Source organism: Thiohalocapsa halophila (assembly GCF_016583825.1).
Taxonomy (GTDB): domain Bacteria; phylum Pseudomonadota; class Gammaproteobacteria; order Chromatiales; family Chromatiaceae; genus Thiohalocapsa; species Thiohalocapsa halophila.
In genome coordinates, this window is the sequence record NZ_NRRV01000085.1 from 1 (window position 1) to 17,846 (window position 17,846).

Genomic DNA, 17,846 nt, shown 5'->3' on the forward strand with positions numbered 1-17,846 from the left:
GCTGGGGGCTGGGGGCGATACACCTTGCTCTGGTGCCCGACGCGGATCACAAGCACGCGTACCTGGTGGTCCTGGATCTCGGCGATGATGCGTTTGCCGACGGGCTTGTCGAGCTTCGCCAGCTCCTTCTTGGCGCGGTCGGTGAATCTAGTCGTCCAGGCCAAGCTCCCGCTCCACTTCGTCCAGCGAATAGGTCCGCTCGCCGCTCGCCAAAAACTCCGCGTGCCGCTGCCTGGCGATGGCGAGGTCCTCGAGATCGCCCAGGTACTCGGCCAGGGCCTCGGCGATCATGTCCGCCTCGCTGCGGCCGGTCTCGGCGCTGAGGGTGGTGAGCCGCTCGGCGAGCTCCTCGGGGATGTCGATGGAGAGGTTGGTCATGGGGCTGTTTGGCGTGTGCTGAAGCCGACGGCTGGAGTGTAGCGCAGGGGCAAGGCGTTGCCCTTGCCGACGCTCGGCGCTGCGCGCTCACGCTGGGCTGAGGGCTGAGGGCTGAGGGCTGAGGGCTGAGGGCTGAGGGCTGAGGGCTGAGGGCTGGTCTCGTGAGGGCCACACGCCGCACACCGCACTTCGTACTGCGCACTCCGTACTGCTCCCTCCCCCAGCTAGATTGCGCATGAACCCAATAATGAGACAGATTATTGCCAAATAGACCGATTAAAGGGGCATATTCGCAATCACCTGCGGGGTCGATGCGCGCAGACTATGCAGCGTCGGCCACGAGCCAGCTAGGGCCAAGCTCACAAGGCAAAGGCCCGCTCCAGTGGCTCCCGCGCCCGCCGCCGCAACCCGGCGCAGGCCGGAGCCGCCAACCCTCGAAACTCGACCCTCGAAACTCGACCCTCGAAACATGTTCGACCACCGCAAATACCGCCCCGCACCCACCGTCCAGCTCGCGGACCGCAGCTGGCCGGACCGCACCATCACACAAGCCCCCTACTGGGCCAGCGTGGACCTGCGCGACGGCAACCAGGCACTGCTGGCGCCCATGAGCGTTGCGCAGAAGCAGGAGCTGTGGCGACTGCTGGTGGACATCGGCGTGAAAGAGATCGAGGTGGGCTTCCCGTCCGCGAGCCAGCCGGACCATGACTTCCTGCGCTGGCTCATCGAGGAGCGCCAGATTCCCGAAGACGTCACTGTCCAAGTGTTGACCCAAGCCCGCGAGGACCTCATCCAGCGCACCTTCGCGGCGCTGGACGGCGTGCACCAGGCCATCGTGCACGTCTACAACAGCACCTCGCCGGTGCAGCGTGAATGGGTCTTCGGCGCCGACCGCAAAGGCGTGAAGGCCATCGCCGTGCGCGGCGCCGAGCTGCTGCAGCGCGAGGCGGCCAAGTATCCGGGCACCCGGTGGACCTTCCAGTATTCGCCGGAGAGCTACTCCCAGACAGAGCCGGACTATGCCGTGGAGGTGGTCAACGCCGTACTGGATGTCTGGCGCCCGACGCCGGAGCAGCCCTGCATCGTGAACCTGCCGGCGACGGTGGAGTCCGCGAGCCCGAACGTCTTCGCCGACCAGGTGGAGTGGTTCTGCCGGCACCTGGACCGGCGCGAGTCGGTCATCGTGTCGCTGCACACCCACAACGACCGCGGCGGCGCCGCGGCGGCGGCGGAGCTGGGGCTGCTCGCGGGCGCCGACCGCCTGGAGGGCACGTTGCTCGGCAACGGCGAGCGCACCGGCAACATGGACCTGGTCACAGTGGCCATGAACCTCTACAGCCAGGGCGTCGACCCGAAGCTCGACCTCTCGGACCCTGACCGGATCATCAAAGTCACCGAGCGCTGCACCGGCATCGCCTGCCATCCGCGCCACCCCTGGGTGGGGGAGCTGGTCTACACGGCCTTCTCCGGGAGCCATCAGGACGCCATCGGCAAGTCCCTGCGCCACCAGCGCGCCACCGAGGATCTGCCCTGGCAGGTGGCGTATCTGCCCATCGACCCGGCGGACATCGGCCGCAGCTACGAGGCGGTGATTCGCGTCAACAGCCAATCCGGCAAGGGCGGCATCGCCTTCGTGCTGGAGCGCGACTACGGCCTCAACCTGCCGCGCTGGCTGCAGCAGGCGCTAGCGCCCGTCGTGCAGCGCGAGAGCGAGGAGCGCAGCGGCATCATCGACGCCGAGCGCATCTATGCGCTGTTCCAGGAGCACTTCGTCCACGATGGCGATGGTGCGCCGATGCGGCTGACGGGCTACAAGCTGAGCCGCAACGGGCATGACCGCATCGAGGCGCGCATCCTCAGGCAGGGCATGGAGCATCACATCACCGGCGAAGGCGACGGCGCCATCGCCGCCTTCGCGGACGCGTGGCAGCGCGCCTTCGGCGTCGAGGTCAGCATCGCCGACTACCAGGAGCACGCCATCGGCGCCGGCACCGATGCCGAGGCCGCCGCCTATGTGCTGCTGGACATCGAGGGCCGGCAGGTGCCGGGCGCCGCCATCGACCGCGACACCGTGGGCGCGTCGCTGCGGGCCGTGCTGTCGGCGCTGAACGGCGCCGCCGCCGGTGGGCAGGCGCAAGACAGCGCACGCGCGGCTGAGCCAGGGCCCCGTGCGGTCGCCTGAAGTCGCCGCCGCAAGTTGGCCAACAGGCCCATCATCGATCGGGCGGGTATATCGGGCGGGTATATCGGGCGGGTATCGGGCTGGACTGAGGAGGTCGCCGGCAAGGGCGCTGGTCCGCCGCAGCGGCTCTCGTTGGCGGCGGGGTCGGGCGATCCGCAAGGGCCATGACTGCGGCGGCCGACAACCGCGCGGCGCCGGCAGCAATCGGGGCAGCGATCAGCGTTGCAATACGCGTGAACGGCTAGCGGGTGTACGGCTAGGGCATGCCCATTCGGCCGTGCTGCGGCAGGGCTTTGCGACGCACCAGCCCGCCCGCGCAGCCGGATCGGGTGTCCGCGGCGGTTGCGGCTCAGGCTGCCGCGTGGCCGGCGGCGTCTGCGTCGAGGTGCTCCGCCAGCCACTCGCGGACCTGATGGCTGGAGCGCGAGCCGCTGAAGCGCCCGCGCTCTTCGCCGTCCTGGAAGAGGATGACCGTTGGGAAGCCACGCAGCCGGAAGTGGCCGGCAAGCTTCATGTTCTCGCCCGCGTCGACCTCCACCTTCGCGAGCCGGACGGTGCCGTCGTATTCGTCGATGACACGGTTCAGATGCGGGGAGAGCTGGTGACAAGGGGCGCACCATTCGGCCCAGAAGTCCACCAGCACCGGACGCTCCCGCGAGGCCGCGATGACTTCTTGCTCGAACTGTGCCTGATCGACATCGAAGGCGTACGGACTGTCCGCGTGGACATGGAACAACATTGTGAAGGCTACCTGCTGCTTGCTCGCTGCGTGGTCATGGCTGCCGCGTCGGCACAGGCCCTGACGGCCCGCTCCGCATTGTAGGCGCAGACGCATACCGCTGCGACCTGGGGCGGTCCTGAGCCGCGGTGGTGGAACTTGAGTGCGGCGCTTGGTATTTGCCGCTGCGCCCGCCGCTCGAGGCCTCGTGCGCGGGGTGGAGGCATTGCCGGCGGATGCGCTATCTTTGCGGGCCACAAAGCCCAAGCTCAATGCGGAACCCGCCCATGACCGACGTCCTCACGCAACGCGCCGCCTATCCCACCACACGCATGCGCCGCATGCGCCGGGACGACTTCTCGCGCCGGCTCATGCGCGAGACCGCCCTGACGCCGGATGATTTCATCTACCCGGTGTTCGTGCTGGAGGGCACGGGTCAGCGCGAGGCGGTGCCGTCCATGCCCGGCGTCGAGCGCCTGAGCGTCGATTTGCTGGTGGAGGAGGCGCAGGCGGTGGCCAAGCTCGGCGTGCCCGCCATGGCCGTGTTCCCGGTGACGCCCATGGATGCGAAATCCGAGGACGCTCGCGAGGCTTACAACCCGGACGGTTTGGCGCAGCGGGCCGTCAAGGCGCTCAAGGACGCGGTACCCGGGCTCGGGGTTATGACCGACGTCGCGCTGGACCCGTTCACGACCCACGGCCAGGACGGGCTCATCGACGCGGGCGGCTATGTGATGAATGACGCCACCGTCGAGGTATTGGTGCAGCAGGCGGTGTCCCACGCCGAGGTGGGCGCGGACATCGTGGCCCCGTCGGACATGATGGACGGGCGCATCGGCGCCGTGCGCACGGCGCTGGAAGAGGCCGGCGCCATCAACACCCGCATCATGGCCTACTCGGCCAAGTACGCCTCCAGCTTCTACGGCCCCTTCCGCGACGCCGTGGGCTCGGCGGCCAATCTCGGCGGTGGCGACAAGTACACCTATCAGATGGACCCGGCCAATAGCGACGAGGCCCTACACGAGGTGGCGCTGGACCTCGCCGAAGGCGCCGACATGGTCATGGTCAAGCCCGGCATGCCTTACCTCGACATCGTGCGGCGCGTGAAGGAGCGTTTTGCGGCGCCGACGTTCGTCTACCACGTCAGCGGCGAGTACGCGATGCTCAAGGCCGCGAGCCAGAACGGCTGGCTGGACGAGCGCCCGGTGGTGCTGGAGGCGCTCATGGGCTGCAAGCGCGCCGGCGCCGACGGCATCCTCACCTACTACGCCAAGCAAGCCGCGCAATGGTTGAATGAGTGACGAGTGACGAGTGACGAGTGTCGAGGAGCGAGTATCCTTCACTCGATTCACTTGGCTCAGACCCTACCCCCTAGCCTCTGAACCCTCGAAACTCGCCCCTCGACACTCGAAACTTCGATGTCCGACCACTACGCCGTCATCGGCAATCCCATCGGCCATAGCAAATCGCCGCAGATCCACGCCGCCTTCGCCCGGCAGACCGGTGAGCGCGTGGAGTACGGGCGCATCCTGGGCAGCCTAGAGGACTTCCCGGGCGACGTGCGCGCCTTCGTGGCCGACGGCGGCCGCGGGCTCAATGTGACCGTGCCCTTCAAGCAAGAGGCCTGGGCCCTGCTGGCCGACCGCAGCGATCGCGCCGAGGCCGCAGGCGCCGTCAATACCATCATCGTGCTGGACGATGGACGGCTGCGCGGCGACAACACCGACGGCATCGGGCTGGTGCGCGATCTGCGCGATCACCACGGCTTCGACTTTGCCGGCAAACGGCTGCTGCTGCTCGGGGCCGGCGGTGCGGCCCGCGGGGTGCTGCCGGCGCTGGTCGACGCGGGTCCGGCTGCGCTCACCATCGCCAACCGGACGCCGACCAAGGCGGTGGACCTGGCCGCCGCTGCAGGCGGCGAGGTCGGCGGTTGTGGCTTCGAGGCCCTGGCCGGGCGCCGATTCGACCTCATCATCAATGCCACCTCCAGCGGCCTCGGCGGCGATGTGCCGCCGCTGCCGGACGGGCTCCTGGCCGCCGACGGCTGGGTCTACGACATGGTCTACGGCGATGTGCCCACGCCCTTTTGCCGCTGGGGCCGGGGCCAAGGCGCGGCGCGGGCGCTGGACGGCCTTGGCATGCTGGTGGAGCAGGCGGCGGAGTCCTTCCGGCTCTGGCGGGGTGTGCGCCCGCAGACGGCGCCGGTCATCGCCATGCTGCGCGGCGACGGTGCCGCTATGGGGGACTGAGGTCGGGCTCCTGGCCCCTGGGCCTTTCTGGTGGGTCTTTCCGGGCAAGGCGCCGGTTGAGTCCCGCGGCGGTGCCCATCAATTACCGAAAAGTCGAAGCGAGCCGTCCCAACTGAGCGCGAATGAGGTCCATCATGCAGGTCAGCGTCCTCGGCACCGGACTTCTCGGCAGCGAGATCGCCATCCGACTCAAGGCCCAGGGCTTCGCCGTCGGCGCCTGGAACCGCACCGCAGACAAAGCGGCGCCGCTGGCTACCGTCGGCATTCGGCTGCCACAGACGCCCGCCGCTGCCACTGCCGAGGCCGATGTCGTGCTGCTGCTGCTGGCGGACGCCGCGGCCATCGAGGCAACGCTGTTCGCAGAGGACACGGCGCCGACGCTTGCCGGGCGCACCCTCGTGCAGATGGGCACCATTGCGCCGGCGCAGAGCCGTGCCCTGGGCGAGCGCGTGGCGGGCGCTGGCGGCGCCTACCTTGAAGCGCCGGTGCTCGGCAGCCTGCCCGAGGCCCGCGACGGCAAGCTCCTGGTCATGGCCGGCGGGGACAGGGCCGTCTACGAGCGCTGCTTGCCGGTGCTCGAGGCACTGTCGCAGGAGCCCCGGCATATCGGCGAGCTCGGGCAGGCGGCGGCGCTCAAGCTCGCGATGAACCAGCTCATTGCCGGGCTCACGGCGACCTTCTCGCTGAGCCTCGGCTTGGTGCGCAAGGCCGGACTCAACGTGGAGCAGTTCATGGGCGTGCTGCGCGGCAGCGCGCTCTATGCCCCCACCTTCGACAAGAAGCTGGGCAAATACCTGGAGCACGACTACGTCAGCGCCAATTTCCCCCTGAAGCACCTGCTCAAGGACGTCCGGCTGATGGAAGGTGTCATGGGCGAGGCGGGGCTGGACACGGCTCTGCTCGCGGCGGTGGCGGCGGCGGCCGAGCGGGGTATCGAGCGCGGTTATGGCGATGCCGACTATTCGGCGCTGTATGAAGCTTTGAATCAGGGGCTAGGGACGAGTGACTAGGTATCTAGCCCCGGACCCTCACCCTATGGAGCAATGTGGTGTCGATGCGTCACCTTCTTGCTATCCCCTAGCCCCTAGCCCCTAGCCCCTAACGATGGATCTGCCCTTCAACCACCGCCCCGGTCGTCGCGAGCGCCATCTGCGCCGCCGGCACATGAATGCGCTGTTTGCGTGGCCGCCGGAGGAAGTGCCGCCGGAGCAGTTGCTGGAGGCCCAGCGCCTGGACCACGAAGAGCTCGAGGCCTTCCAGGCGTCCTTCCGGCAGCTCGTGGAGCGCGCGGCGGACCTGCCGCCAGACGCCGGCAGCGATCCGGTGCTGGAGCTGAAGGCCGATCTGGAGCGCCATTACGACCAGGCCAGCGGCCTGCCGGAGGACCAGACCGAGGCGAAGCAGGCGCTGGCGAAGCTCATCGAGGTCATCATGCGCACGCTGCTGCGCCATGTCGGCGACGACCCCACGGCGCAACAGGAGCTGGCCGACGAGGCCGCCGCCCGGGAGATCCACTTCCGGCTGCTGGAGCAGCCGCTGGTGGCGGACCTGCTGCATCCGGAGAGCCCGATCCGCCCCCAGGATTTGACACCGTCGCTGCTGTCCGCCGACGATCCAGAATTCGCCGCCGCCTGCGAGGTCTTCGATGGCCCGCAGCTCGCTGTCATCGTGGACGAGGCGGAGGCGCTGCACAGGCGTCTCAGCGAGCGCGGAGCAGACGTCGGCGATCTGAGGCCGCGGCTGGAGCACCTGCGCCAAGTCCTCGCAGACGCCGGCGGCCCGGGCCACTCCCATTGACCCCTCAGCCGCCTCGATGAGCGCCCGGCACGCGGCGCTCTGCGGACGTGCGGCCGTTGCCCGGCTGGCACCGGCATGGGCCTGCGCCCTCGCCATCGCGCTGGTGAGCCCGCCGGCACCGGGGCAGGAGGCGGGGACCACCGCGTCGGCAGTGCTGCCGCCCCGGGTCGATGACTGGCTTCCGAGCGACTGGTGGACCCCGGCGCGGGTGGTGAGCGGTCACCTGAACGACGACCCCTACGACGACCTCGCCGTGGTCGTGCAGCGCCAGCGTGAGGCACCGGAAGACCCGGCGTATCCGCGCGGCGCCCGCGGGCTCTTTATCCTGTTCGGCACCCCCGACGGCGGCTGGCGCCGCGGCCTGCTTGCGCCGGGGATGCTGCCCTGCGTCGAGTGCAGCAGTGGCCTCAGCGGCAACATCGCCTCGGCGGTAGTCGACCTGGAGATCACTGCGGACGGGCTCTTGGAGATCAGCTGGGTGCAGCGTCGGCGCTCCACCAAGGCCGTGCGTCTGTTGCTGGGCTGGGATCGCATCTATGAGACCCTCGGGCTCTATGCGGATGACATCACTGTCATCCGGCCTCGCGGCGGGCGCAGCCACGTACGCCGGGACTACCGTGCCGGGCGTATCTGGGTGGACGGCGTCCCCGCGGACATGCCTCCGCGCTTCATTCCCATCGAAGAAATCTCCGCCGAGCTGTACTGACGGCGGGGCCCCGGCGACCCCCTGGGCGGCAGCGGCACCACCGACCGAGACAAAGGCTCGATCATCCGCAAGGAACCTGCAGCGCATCACGGCGATCACAACGCCCAGCGATGCGCGACTGTCTCATCCTTGCAATATTAGGGATGTCCCTCATTACGCTCGCGAAAGGGGTGCAGGGTGCTGCCCGCTCAGTGCGGACCGCATGCGTCGCGGCCTTGTGAGCCCCATTCGCCCCGCAGCCGAACCCAGGATGTTGTCTCATGCGCAGCTCGCAGCCCCTCTTGGTCGCCGGTGACGGCGCCGGTCTCTCCGCCGTAGCGACCGCCGGCATACCCTTGCGCCGCCGCCGTCAGCTCTTCGCCCTTCTGGTGAGCGCTACTCTGCTGGTTGCCACCACACTCATGGTCTGGACCCTGTCCGCCGGCGGCTTCGGTCCCATGGATGTCGTCATCACCGGACTCTTCGCGTTAACCGTGCCCTTCAACGCCATCGCCTTCTGGAATGCCGTCATCGGGCTGTCGCTGGCGCGCACCAGCCCGGACTTGGCGCGGGCCGTGTGCCCGCCGCTGGCGGACGCCACCGACCGCAGCCCCATCACAACCAGCACCGCCATTGTGAGCTGCATCCGCAACGAGGACGCGGCCACCGTCGGCCGCAACCTGGACGTCATGATCGAAGGGCTGGTGGCCTCCGGCGTGGCGGATCGCTTCCATGTCTATGTGCTGAGCGATTCCCACTGGCCCGAGGTCATCGCCGCCGAGGAAGCCCGGGTCCGGGAGCTCGCCGAGCGCTGGCACGACCGCATGGGCGTCACCTACCGGCGCCGTGCGGAGAACCCGGGCTTCAAGGCCGGCAACATCCGGGATTTCTGCGAGCGCTGGGGCCATCGGCACGACTTCATGCTCGTGCTGGACGCCGACAGCCTGATGGAGGCGGACGTCATCCTGCGCATGGTCCGCACCCTGCAGCAGGCCCCACAGCTGGGCATCCTGCAGTCGCTGATGGCGGGGCTGCCCACCACCAGCGCCTTCGCGCGGCCGCTGCAGTTCGGCATGCGCATGCTGATGAACGGCTTCACCGCCGGCAATGCCTGGTGGCAGCAGGACGTCGGGCCCTACTGGGGCCACAATGCGCTGATTCGCCTGCAGCCCTTCATCGAGCATTGCCACCTGGCGCCGCTGCCGGGCCGTGGACCCCTGGCCGGCTGGGTGCTGAGTCATGATCAGGTGGAGGCGGCGCTGATGCGCCGCGCCGGGTACGAGGTGCGGGTGATGCTGCTGGAGAGCGGCAGCTGGGAGGAGACGCCTACGACGCTGACGGAATACCTGCGGCGGGACCTGCGCTGGTGCCACGGCAATATGCAGTACTTCAAGCTGCTGAGCTGGCCCGATCTGCACCCGGTGAGCCGGGTGAACCTGGCGCTGGCCACCGGCGGCTTCATCGGCTCCACCGCCTGGGTGCTGCTGATGCTGCTGTTCGCGCTGCCGCTGGCCTTCGACACCGGGCCGAGCTTCCACCCCGGGCCGGGGCTTGCGGTCTTTGCGCTGAGCATGGGCATGGCCTTCGCGCCCAAGCTCGGGGCGCTGTTGGAGGTGGCGCTGGACGGCGACCGGCGGCTGCGCTTCGGCGGCGGGCCGCGGCTGCTGGCGGGCGCTGCGGGCGATATGGCCTTCTCGGTGATCATGGCGCCCATCCTAGCCGTGGGGCATGCGGTGTTCATCGCCGGGCTCGTGCTCGGCCGGGCGGCGGTGTGGGGGGCGCAGCGGCGTGCCGTGCACTGGGTCAACCCCCTGGCGGCGCTGCGCCGGCTGTGGCCGCAGACCCTCTTCGGCGGCGTTGGGGTCGCCTGGTTTGCCTCGTTCAGCCCGCCGGGGGCGCTGTTCTTTTCACCCTTCTTTGGCATCGCCCTTGCCGCCGTGCCGGTGGCGGTGCTGACCTCGGTGCCGGCGCTCGGGCGCTTCGTGGCCTGGATCGGGCTCTGGCGGATTCCGGAGGAGACGCTGCCGGCCCCGGCGGTGGCAGCACTGCACCTGCCGGCGCTGGCATCGCAGCCGCCCCCGCGGCGGTTACGGCTCGGCGAGGCGGCCGCCGATCACGCCGACTGAGCATGGGTGGCTCCGCGTCGACGAAGCCGGGCCCCGGAGTACTGCGGCTGCCGCGGCCGCTGCGCGGCCTCTTTGGTGTAGTGCGCTCGCTGGGTATCTATTACCGCCCCGAGCGCCGCGGCGCTTTGGACCACATGCATGCGCGCTTCGCCGGGCGCGGTGATCTGGTGTTCGACATCGGCGCCCACGTGGGGGACCGGGTCGCGAGCTTCCGCCGCCTCGGCATGCGCGTGGTTGCGGTGGAGCCGCAGCCGCTGCTGGCGCACCTGCTGCGGCTGCTCTACGGCGGCGACCGCCGGGTGAGCATCGTACAGGCGGCGGCGGGCGCCGCCGCCGGCACGACCACCATGCATCTGAACCTGGACAATCCCACCGTCAGCACGGCGTCGGCGGACTTCATCCAGGCCGCCGCCGGCGCGCGAGCCTGGCAGGGCCAGCGCTGGGAGGAGCGGGTGCAGGTGCCGGTGACGACGCTGGACGCCCTGGTGGCCCGCTTCGGCGAGCCGCGCTTCGTGAAGATCGACGTCGAGGGCTATGAGGACCAGGTGCTGCGCGGGCTCAGCCTGGCGCCGCCGGCCCTGTCCTTCGAGTTCACCACCATCCAGCGGCCGGTGGCCCGGGCGGCGCTGCTGGAGTGCCGGCGGCTCGGGGCCGATCGCTTCAACGCGGCGCTCGGCGAGAGCCAGCGCCTGCTGCACGCCGCTTGGACGAGTGCCGACGGCATCCGCGCCTGGCTGGATGCGCTGCCCGCGCATGCCAATTCCGGCGACATCTATGCCTTGCGGGGCTGAGGCGACGGGTCGGGGAGATATGAGCGCTGCGACACGGGCGCGGGCCTTCTGGGTCACGGCACCGGGCCGGGGCGAGATCCGCCCGCAAGCCCTGGCGGCGCTGCCGGCGGGCTGGGTGCGGGTGCGCACGCGCTACTCCGGCATCAGCCGCGGCACCGAGGGCCTGGTGTTCCGCGGCGAGGTGCCGCCGAGCGAGTACCGGCGCATGCGTGCGCCATTCCAGGACGGCGACTTCCCGGCGCCGGTGAAGTACGGCTACATCAGCGTGGGCGAGGTCGTCGCCGGCCCGGCCGAGCTGCTCGGGCGCGTCGTCTACTGCCTGTATCCGCACCAGGACTGCTACCAGGTGCCGGCGGAGGCCGTCACACCGCTGCCCGATGGACTACCGCCGGGGCGGGCCGTGCTGGCGGCCAACCTGGAGACCGCCGTCAACGGGCTCTGGGACGGGCTGCCGCGGGTGGGGGACCGCGTCGCCGTCATCGGCGCCGGTACGCTGGGCTGCCTGGCGGCCTGGCTGGCGGCGCGCATCCCCGGCTGCCGGGTGGAGCTCATCGACACCAGTCCCCGGCGGGCGGACATCGCCGCCGCCATGGGCGCCGACTTCCGCAGCCCGGAGACGGCGGCGCCGGAGGCGGATCTGGTGATCCATGCCAGCGGCAATCCGGCTGGGCTCGTCACGGCGCTGGGGCTCGCCGGCTTCGAGGCGACGGTGCTGGAGCTGAGCTGGTTCGGCGCCAAGCCGGTCACCCTGCCGTTGGGGGAGGCCTTCCACCAGCGCCGGCTGCGGCTGGTGTCCTCGCAGGTGGGCAGTGTCGCCGCCGCGCAGCGCCCGCGCTGGGACCATCGCCGCCGGCTGGCATTGGCATTGTCGCTGCTGGCGGAGCCGCAGGCGGCTGCGCTGGATGCGCTCATCACCGACGAAGCGCCCTTCGAGGCGCTGGCGGCGGTGCAGGCGAGGCTCGCGTCTGCGCCCGGTGACACGCTGACCCAGCGGATTCGGTACCGGTAAGCGGGGCTGCGCCGGGTGTTGGGTCCTCCGGGCAGCGGGCTGATGTTGGTGCCGATGCCGATATCCTGAGTCCGATTGCGATTGCGATTCCGATCCCGATCCCGACCTCGATCCCTATGCTGATGGCGGTGGGTGGCTTTGCGGCTCGGTGGTGGTCGCAATGGGTGGGGGTTTGCCGGTAGTCTGACGCCTTTCGATTGGGAGCTTGGCATGTACAGCCTCACCGTCCGCGACCACATCATGATCGCCCACAGCTTCAAGGGCGAGATCTTCGGGCCCGCCCAACGCTTGCACGGGGCGACCTATGTCGTGGACTGCGAGCTCAAGCGCCCGGCGCTGGACGCGGACGGACTGGTGGTGGACATCGGCAGGGCCTCGGCGGTGCTCGGCGAGGTGCTCGCGGCGCTCAACTACCGCAACCTCGACGACGAGCCGGACTTCGCCGGGCAGAACACCACCACCGAGCGCCTCGCCGGGGTCATTTTCGAGCGCATGGCCGCGCGCATCAAAGCCGGCGATCTCGGGCCCGGCGGTGCCGGGCTCACCGCCATGCGCATCACCCTGGCCGAATCCCACGTGGCTTGGGCGGCCTACGAGGGCGAGCTGGGCGGCTGACAGCCCGGTTCTCGTCCTGCACCCGATGACCCGACCCGATCCCGTTCCGCCCCAGTCCAAGCGCGCGTGCGGTGCGTCGAGCCTGCACCTGCTGCTCCCCGGCACTCCGGAGGCCCTGACCGGCGGGACGCGCTACGACGTGCGCATCGCCGAGGGGCTGCGCGGGCTGGGCTGGGCCGTGGACGTGCAGCCCTTGGACGCGGGCTTTCCGATGCCTTCGGCACAGGCGCTGGCCGCGGCGGACGCGGTGCTCGCCGCGCTCCCCGACGGGGCCCTGACGGTGGTGGACGGGCTCGCCTTCGGGGCCATGCCGGACGTCGCCGCCCGCCATGCGCAACGCCTGCGGCTGGTGGCGCTGGTGCATCACCCGCTGGCGCTGGAGACGGGCTTGGATGCGGCGGCAGCGGCACGCCTGCAAGCGGCGGAGACCGCGGCGCTGGGCCATGCCGGGCGCGTGGTGGTCACCAGCGCCCACACCTCGCGGCTGTTGGCGGACTACGGCGTGCCGGCGAGCCGGGTGCGCGTGGTGGAGCCCGGCACGGACTCGGCACCGTCGGCCCGCGGCAGTGCCACGGCTGGCGATGGGGCTGCGCCGGGCGGACCGATCCGGCTGCTTTGCGTGGGGAGTGTGACACCGCGCAAGGGGCATGACCTGCTGGTGGCCGCGCTCGGCGGGCTCGTGCACCTGGATTGGCGGCTCGACTGCGTCGGCAGCCTGAGCCGCGATCCGCCCACGGCGGCGGCGCTGCGCGAGCGCATCCACGCCCTCGGGCTCGGTCAGCGGGTGCGCCTCTTGGGGGAGGTGGATGCCGCGGACCTCGCCGGCTGCTATGCGCGCGCGGACCTCTTCGTGCTGGCGAGCCGGTTCGAGGGCTACGGCATGGCCTTCGCCGAGGCCCTGGCCCACGGGCTACCGGTGCTGGGCACCACCGGCGGCGCCGTCGTCGATACCGTGCCCGCCGACGCCGGGCTGCTGGTGCAACCGGGCTCCGTGGACGCCCTGCGCCGGGCGCTGGCGCGGCTGCTCACCGAGCCCGAGCTGCGCAGGCGACTCGCCGGCGGTGCCGCCCGCGCCCGTGCCCGGCTGCCGGATTGGCCGACGGCGGCGGCGCGCTTCGCGGAGGCCGTTGCCGATGTCTGACTTCAGCGACGCCTGGCTGGCACTGCGGGTGCCCGCGGATACCGCAGCACGGGCGGACGAGCTGGTGCAGGGGCTCGCGGGCCTGGCGCCGGCGACGGACGGTCTGCTGCAGGTCCTGGACCTCGGCTGCGGCACCGGGGCCAATCTGCGCCACCTGGCACCGCTGTTGGCGGCGGTGGGGCATCGCCGCCAGCAGTGGACCTGTGTGGACCATGCCCCGGCGCTGCTGGCGCGCCTGCCCGCGGTCACCGGCGAATGGGCGGGCGCCGCGGGCCTCGCCTGCCGCGAGACGGATGACGGCTTGCAGCTCGCCGCCGGCGGCTGGGAGGCTGCCGTGGCGACCCGGCGGCTGGACCTCGCGGGCGATTTCCGGGTGCTGCCGGTGCCGGCGGACGGCCTGGTGACGGCGTCGGCGCTGCTGGATCTGGTGTCGGCGTCCTGGCTGGATGCTGCCCTGCTGGCGCGCTGCCGCGCGGGCGGCTGTGCGCTGCTCTTCACCCTGAGCTATGACGGGCGCTGTACCGTATCGCCGGCACATGGCGAGGATGCCCGGGTTGTCGACCTCGTGAACCGCCATCAGCGCACGGACAAGGGCTTCGGCCCGGCGCTGGGGCCGGCAGCCGCAGAGCGCGCTGCCGCGCGCTGCCGGGCGCTCGGCTGGCGGGTGGAGATGGCCCCGAGCGACTGGGTGCTCGGCACCGAGGCGCCCGATCTTCAGCATGCGCTGCTCGCGGGCTGGCGGGATGCGGCCTCGGCGATGGCGAGCTCAGGCGCCGGGTTGCCCGCGTCGCGGCTGGACGCTTGGCTCACGGCGCGCTGCGGCTGGGTGGCGGCGGGCCGCTCATGGCTGCGGGTGGGCCATCAAGACCTGCTGGCGTTGCCCTGACCGAAACGGATGCCCCCACCGGTATGAGCGACTACCAACCCATTGCCTGCGCGCGGCACGAAGCCCTGGAGCTCGCCATCCTGCGCGGCCGTTGGCTGCGCCTCGGAGTGCAGACTGGTCCCGGCGGGGCCGAGCGCCCCACCGAGCTGCTGGCGCTGCCGCTGGACATCGCCATCGCCGACGGCGCCGAGTGGCTCCTCGTGCGGGATGCGAACGGCAATGAGCGCCGGCTGCGGCTGGACCGCATCCGCAGCGAGACCCCTGTCGAGCGCCCGCACGGGGCCGCCGCACCGCCATGAGTCCGGACGGCGCCGCGTCCAGCCATCAGCCGGGGCACGCCGGCGCAAGCGGGCCGCCGGCTGCGCTGGCGGTGACGGTCACCATCGAGATCCCGCGGGGCAGCTTCCGCAAGGTCGGCTCTACCGGGCGGCTCGATTTCCTCTCCCCGCTGCCCTGTCCATTCAACTACGGCAGCATCCGCGAGCGTCTGGGCCTGGAGGGCGACCTGCTGGATGCGGTGGTGCTGGGCCCGCGGCTGCCGGCGGGGTCCCGCGTTGACGCCTTCGCCTGCGGCGCCGTGCGCCTCCAGGACCGGGGACTCTACGACGACAAGCTGATCTGCACCACTGCGCCCCTGGACGGCGCCGGGCTGGCCCGGGCGCGGCGCCGCACGCTCGCCTTCTTCAAGGTTTACGGCTGGGCCAAGAGACTGCTCAACGCCTGGCGGGGCTGGCCCGGGCGCACCGGGCTCAGCGGCTGGGTCAGCGCCGAGCGCGCGTGGCGCTGCTCGCGGCCGCGCGCTTGCCTGGATTGGGACGGGCCGCCGGTGCCTTTCTGAGCGGCTGCCGTCCGGCTCAGAGGAAGTTGCCGCCCACGGCGCGGTGGCCGAAGACGATCTCGCCGCGGCGGCCGTCGGCGAAGTCCATCTTGCCGATGCCGTTGCGGCCATCCACATCCAGGATGATGTTGGCGAGGCCGGTGCTGCCGTCGTCGCAGCGCACGGCGAATTCCGCACGGGTGTCGCCGCCGAAGGCGTTAAAGCGCCCGCGGCAGATGTTGGCGCCGTTGCTCACCGTGAACGCCGACACGAAAGGGTTGGAGACATAGGTGCCGCGGTAGAGGTCGTCGTCCAGGACAATGACGAAGGGGCCGCCGTTGACCTCGCTCGGGGACGGTTCGTCGTAGCGCATGTCGCGATGATGCTGAAGCACCGAGGTCATGCAAGTGTGTTGGTCCTGCATATCGATGCCACGGCAGAGGATGCGCGCGTAGTCGATGGGCTCGACCTTGGTGAAGAGCAGATCGTAGTCCACCTGCCCCCTGTTGCCGCCGCAGCCGGCGGCGAGGGCGAGGCCAGCCGCCAGCAGCGCGGGACGGCCGAGACGTGCTGCTTTGGTGACGCGCATGGCTCCCCTGACTGAATCTAGGCCGCGGATTGGGCGCCGGGTCTTGGGGCCCGGGTCTTGAGCCTGGGGCTTGACCCTGGGCCTTGGCGCCGCCGGCTCCGTCCCGGCACCGCCGCAGATCCACTATACCGCAGTCATCGGGGAATGCTTGTGATCGGCTCGGGGAAACCGTGGTCGGCAGCGAGGTGCCGGCGCTGTGCGCGGGGTCTGCGGTGATCCAGCGTACCGTTGCAGACGCGGCTCCCGCCGGTGGTCGGAGCCGGAGGCATATTGTCGGCGTATGCTCAGGCCGGGCGCTCGAAGAGATAGTGCCCGACATACCACTCGGAGCCGTCCCGATAGCCGAAGAACTCGGCGCAGCCCATAAAGAAGAGTCGCCGGCGCATCCACCACAGGGCGGCTTGGTCGTCGCCGTAGGTCTGCGCCAGGATGGGCCAGACCCGCTCCCGTGCCGCGTCCTGCTCGGCGAGCCAGGCGTTCAGGGTGCGCGCGTAGTGCTTGCCGTTCCAGCGCCAGCGGTCGATGAGCTTCAGGTCCTGCTGGAAGTACAGCGGCAGGTCGTCGCTCGGCATGATGCCGCCGGCGAAGAAATAATGGCTCATCCAATCCTCGGTCCCGGTGTCCTCGTATGGAAAGGGATGCTCGCGGTGACAGAACACATGCATGAAAAAGCGCCCGCCGGGCTGGAGCCAGCCGTTGACCCGGTCGAACAGCACCCGCCAGTTGCGCATGTGCTCGAACATCTCGATGGAGACGACGCGGTGGAAGCGCCCGTCGGTCTCGAAGTGGTTCATGTCGGCGGTGATGACGGTCAGGTTCTCAAGGCCGCGCCGGACCGCCTCCGCCTCGATGAAGGCACGCTGTGAGGCCGAGTTGGACACCGCCGTGAAGCGGCTGCCGGGGAAGCGCTCGGCGGCCCAGAGGCTGAACGAGCCCCAGCCGCAGCCGAGCTCCAGCACGTCCTGGTCTTCCGCGATCCCGGCGCGCTCCGCGGTGACGGCGAGCGATGCCTCCTCGGCTGCGGCGAGGTCGTCGACCCCGTCCGGCCAGTAACAGCAGCTGTACTTGCGCCGCGGGCCCAGCACGACGTCGAAGAATTCCGACGGCACCTCGTAGTGCTGCTCGTTGGCGCGCTCCGGCACTGCGGCGACGGGGGAGGCGTCCATCAGGGCCAGAAAATCGCGCTTATGCGCCCAGGCGGCCTCGGGCTCGGCGCCCGGCAGCTCGTCGATCATCTTTTTCAGCCGCTGGCGGATGCCGGCGCGCACCACCGGGTCCGGCACCCGGCCGCGCTCCACCCAGTCGAGGATTCTGGCTTCGGAAATGGGCATGTCTGCTCCGTTGTCGTCGATCTTCTTGCAGCTGTTCAGGTGTTGTCCAAGGCGGGGTGTTGCAAGCGGCCAGGTGCGGCTGGCGTGGGAGGCTACGAAACCGCCGATGCGCCGCTGCGGATCGCCTTCCCGGCCAAGCTCGCGTGGCGCTGGCTGCCCGGCTTGTTTCCGGACGCGCGCTGATTAGTATACCGTCCCCGGTTTTTCTGAGCTTCGGTAGGGGAGGGCGGCCGTCTCAGCCGCGCAGGACACGCCCCGTGCGTGCGTCGCGGATGCTGGAGGGGCGTGGGTGGCTGCCGCAGCGGCCGGCGACGAGGAGGTCCGGCGCGCCGCGGAGCTGGCGGCGAACGTCGAGCGGTGTGCGGGCGGGCTTGAGGTCGCTCAGGTTGGCGCTGGTGGACACCAGTGCGCCGCTGCCGATGTGGGTGCCGTAGCGCGCACAGGTGCGGCAGAGGGCGGTGGCGAGGGGGTGATCGGTGACGCGCACGGCGAGGGTGTCGTGGGCGCCGGTGAGCCACTGCGGGGTCTCGGG

Annotated in this window: 19 protein-coding genes; 14 read left to right on the forward strand and 5 right to left on the reverse strand. The window is 70.5% G+C overall.

What is annotated here, in order from left to right:
• Positions 1–147: 147 nt before the first annotated feature.
• The gene (relB, locus tag CKO31_RS22625) at positions 148–378 is read right to left on the reverse strand and encodes a type II toxin-antitoxin system RelB family antitoxin (protein WP_200241910.1); all 231 of its coding nucleotides are present in this window, start codon (positions 376–378) and stop codon (positions 148–150) included.
• Between the two features lie 469 nt (positions 379–847).
• Here relB and leuA point away from each other — a divergent pair, with 469 nt between their 5' ends.
• Positions 848–2,560, forward strand: coding sequence for a 2-isopropylmalate synthase (gene leuA, locus CKO31_RS22630; RefSeq protein ID WP_200241913.1), 1,713 nt, complete (start codon positions 848–850; stop codon positions 2,558–2,560).
• 349 nt (positions 2,561–2,909) lie between these two features.
• Here leuA and CKO31_RS22635 read toward each other — a convergent pair whose 3' ends face one another.
• The gene (locus CKO31_RS22635; protein WP_200241916.1) at positions 2,910–3,299 is read right to left on the reverse strand and encodes a thioredoxin family protein; all 390 of its coding nucleotides are present in this window, start codon (positions 3,297–3,299) and stop codon (positions 2,910–2,912) included.
• 266 nt (positions 3,300–3,565) lie between these two features.
• On the opposite strand from CKO31_RS22635, the gene hemB reads away from it, so the two are divergent.
• The 13 genes from hemB (at position 3,566) to CKO31_RS22700 (ending at position 15,415) form a co-directional block, all read left to right on the forward strand.
• Positions 3,566–4,579, forward strand: a complete 1,014-nt coding sequence (hemB, locus tag CKO31_RS22640) for a porphobilinogen synthase (protein ID WP_200241919.1) — start codon at positions 3,566–3,568, stop codon at positions 4,577–4,579.
• A gap of 117 nt (positions 4,580–4,696) precedes the next feature.
• Positions 4,697–5,527, forward strand: a complete 831-nt coding sequence (gene aroE, locus CKO31_RS22645; protein WP_200241921.1) for a shikimate dehydrogenase — start codon at positions 4,697–4,699, stop codon at positions 5,525–5,527.
• Positions 5,528–5,661: 134 nt separating this feature from the next.
• A complete protein-coding gene (locus CKO31_RS22650; protein ID WP_200241924.1) occupies positions 5,662–6,537 on the forward strand; it encodes an NAD(P)-dependent oxidoreductase in 876 nt (291 codons plus the stop codon).
• 94 nt (positions 6,538–6,631) lie between these two features.
• The gene (locus CKO31_RS22655) at positions 6,632–7,324 is read left to right on the forward strand and encodes a hypothetical protein (RefSeq protein WP_200241927.1); all 693 of its coding nucleotides are present in this window, start codon (positions 6,632–6,634) and stop codon (positions 7,322–7,324) included.
• 16 nt (positions 7,325–7,340) lie between these two features.
• Complete coding sequence (locus CKO31_RS22660) at positions 7,341–8,030, forward strand: hypothetical protein (protein ID WP_200241929.1); 690 nt, start codon at positions 7,341–7,343, stop codon at positions 8,028–8,030.
• Positions 8,031–8,290: 260 nt separating this feature from the next.
• A complete protein-coding gene (mdoH, locus tag CKO31_RS22665) occupies positions 8,291–10,135 on the forward strand; it encodes a glucans biosynthesis glucosyltransferase MdoH (RefSeq protein ID WP_200241932.1) in 1,845 nt (614 codons plus the stop codon).
• Between the two features lie 134 nt (positions 10,136–10,269).
• Positions 10,270–10,926: an FkbM family methyltransferase gene (locus tag CKO31_RS22670; RefSeq protein ID WP_242475597.1), complete on the forward strand. Its 657-nt coding sequence runs from the start codon at positions 10,270–10,272 to the stop codon at positions 10,924–10,926.
• Between the two features lie 19 nt (positions 10,927–10,945).
• Positions 10,946–11,935, forward strand: coding sequence for a zinc-dependent alcohol dehydrogenase (locus CKO31_RS22675; RefSeq protein WP_200241937.1), 990 nt, complete (start codon positions 10,946–10,948; stop codon positions 11,933–11,935).
• Between the two features lie 210 nt (positions 11,936–12,145).
• Positions 12,146–12,550 (forward strand): 6-pyruvoyl trahydropterin synthase family protein, encoded by a 405-nt coding sequence (locus tag CKO31_RS22680; protein ID WP_200241940.1) that lies wholly within the window; start codon positions 12,146–12,148, stop codon positions 12,548–12,550.
• Between the two features lie 25 nt (positions 12,551–12,575).
• Positions 12,576–13,691 carry a glycosyltransferase family 4 protein gene (locus CKO31_RS22685; RefSeq protein ID WP_200241943.1) on the forward strand — a complete coding sequence of 372 codons (1,116 nt, stop codon included), beginning with the start codon at positions 12,576–12,578 and terminating at the stop codon, positions 13,689–13,691.
• Positions 13,684–14,577, forward strand: a complete 894-nt coding sequence (locus tag CKO31_RS22690; protein WP_200241946.1) for a class I SAM-dependent methyltransferase — start codon at positions 13,684–13,686, stop codon at positions 14,575–14,577. Before CKO31_RS22685 ends, CKO31_RS22690 begins: the two co-directional genes overlap by 8 nt.
• Before the next feature lie 23 nt (positions 14,578–14,600).
• Positions 14,601–14,876, forward strand: coding sequence for a transcriptional antiterminator, Rof (locus tag CKO31_RS22695; protein ID WP_200241949.1), 276 nt, complete (start codon positions 14,601–14,603; stop codon positions 14,874–14,876).
• Entirely contained in the window at positions 14,873–15,415 is a 543-nt protein-coding gene (locus CKO31_RS22700; protein WP_200241950.1) for an inorganic diphosphatase, read from the forward strand. Before CKO31_RS22695 ends, CKO31_RS22700 begins: the two co-directional genes overlap by 4 nt.
• A 16-nt stretch (positions 15,416–15,431) precedes the next feature.
• On the opposite strand, the gene CKO31_RS22705 is transcribed toward CKO31_RS22700, so the two are convergent.
• The 3 genes from CKO31_RS22705 to CKO31_RS22715 form a co-directional block, all read right to left on the reverse strand.
• Complete coding sequence (locus CKO31_RS22705) at positions 15,432–15,983, reverse strand: hypothetical protein (RefSeq protein WP_200241952.1); 552 nt, start codon at positions 15,981–15,983, stop codon at positions 15,432–15,434.
• A gap of 284 nt (positions 15,984–16,267) precedes the next feature.
• Positions 16,268–17,314, reverse strand: a complete 1,047-nt coding sequence (locus CKO31_RS22710) for an SAM-dependent methyltransferase (RefSeq protein WP_200241954.1) — start codon at positions 17,312–17,314, stop codon at positions 16,268–16,270.
• A 235-nt stretch (positions 17,315–17,549) separates the two neighbouring features.
• Positions 17,550–17,846 (reverse strand): Sua5/YciO/YrdC/YwlC family protein (locus CKO31_RS22715; protein ID WP_200241966.1); only part of this gene is annotated, 297 nt, incomplete at its 5' end.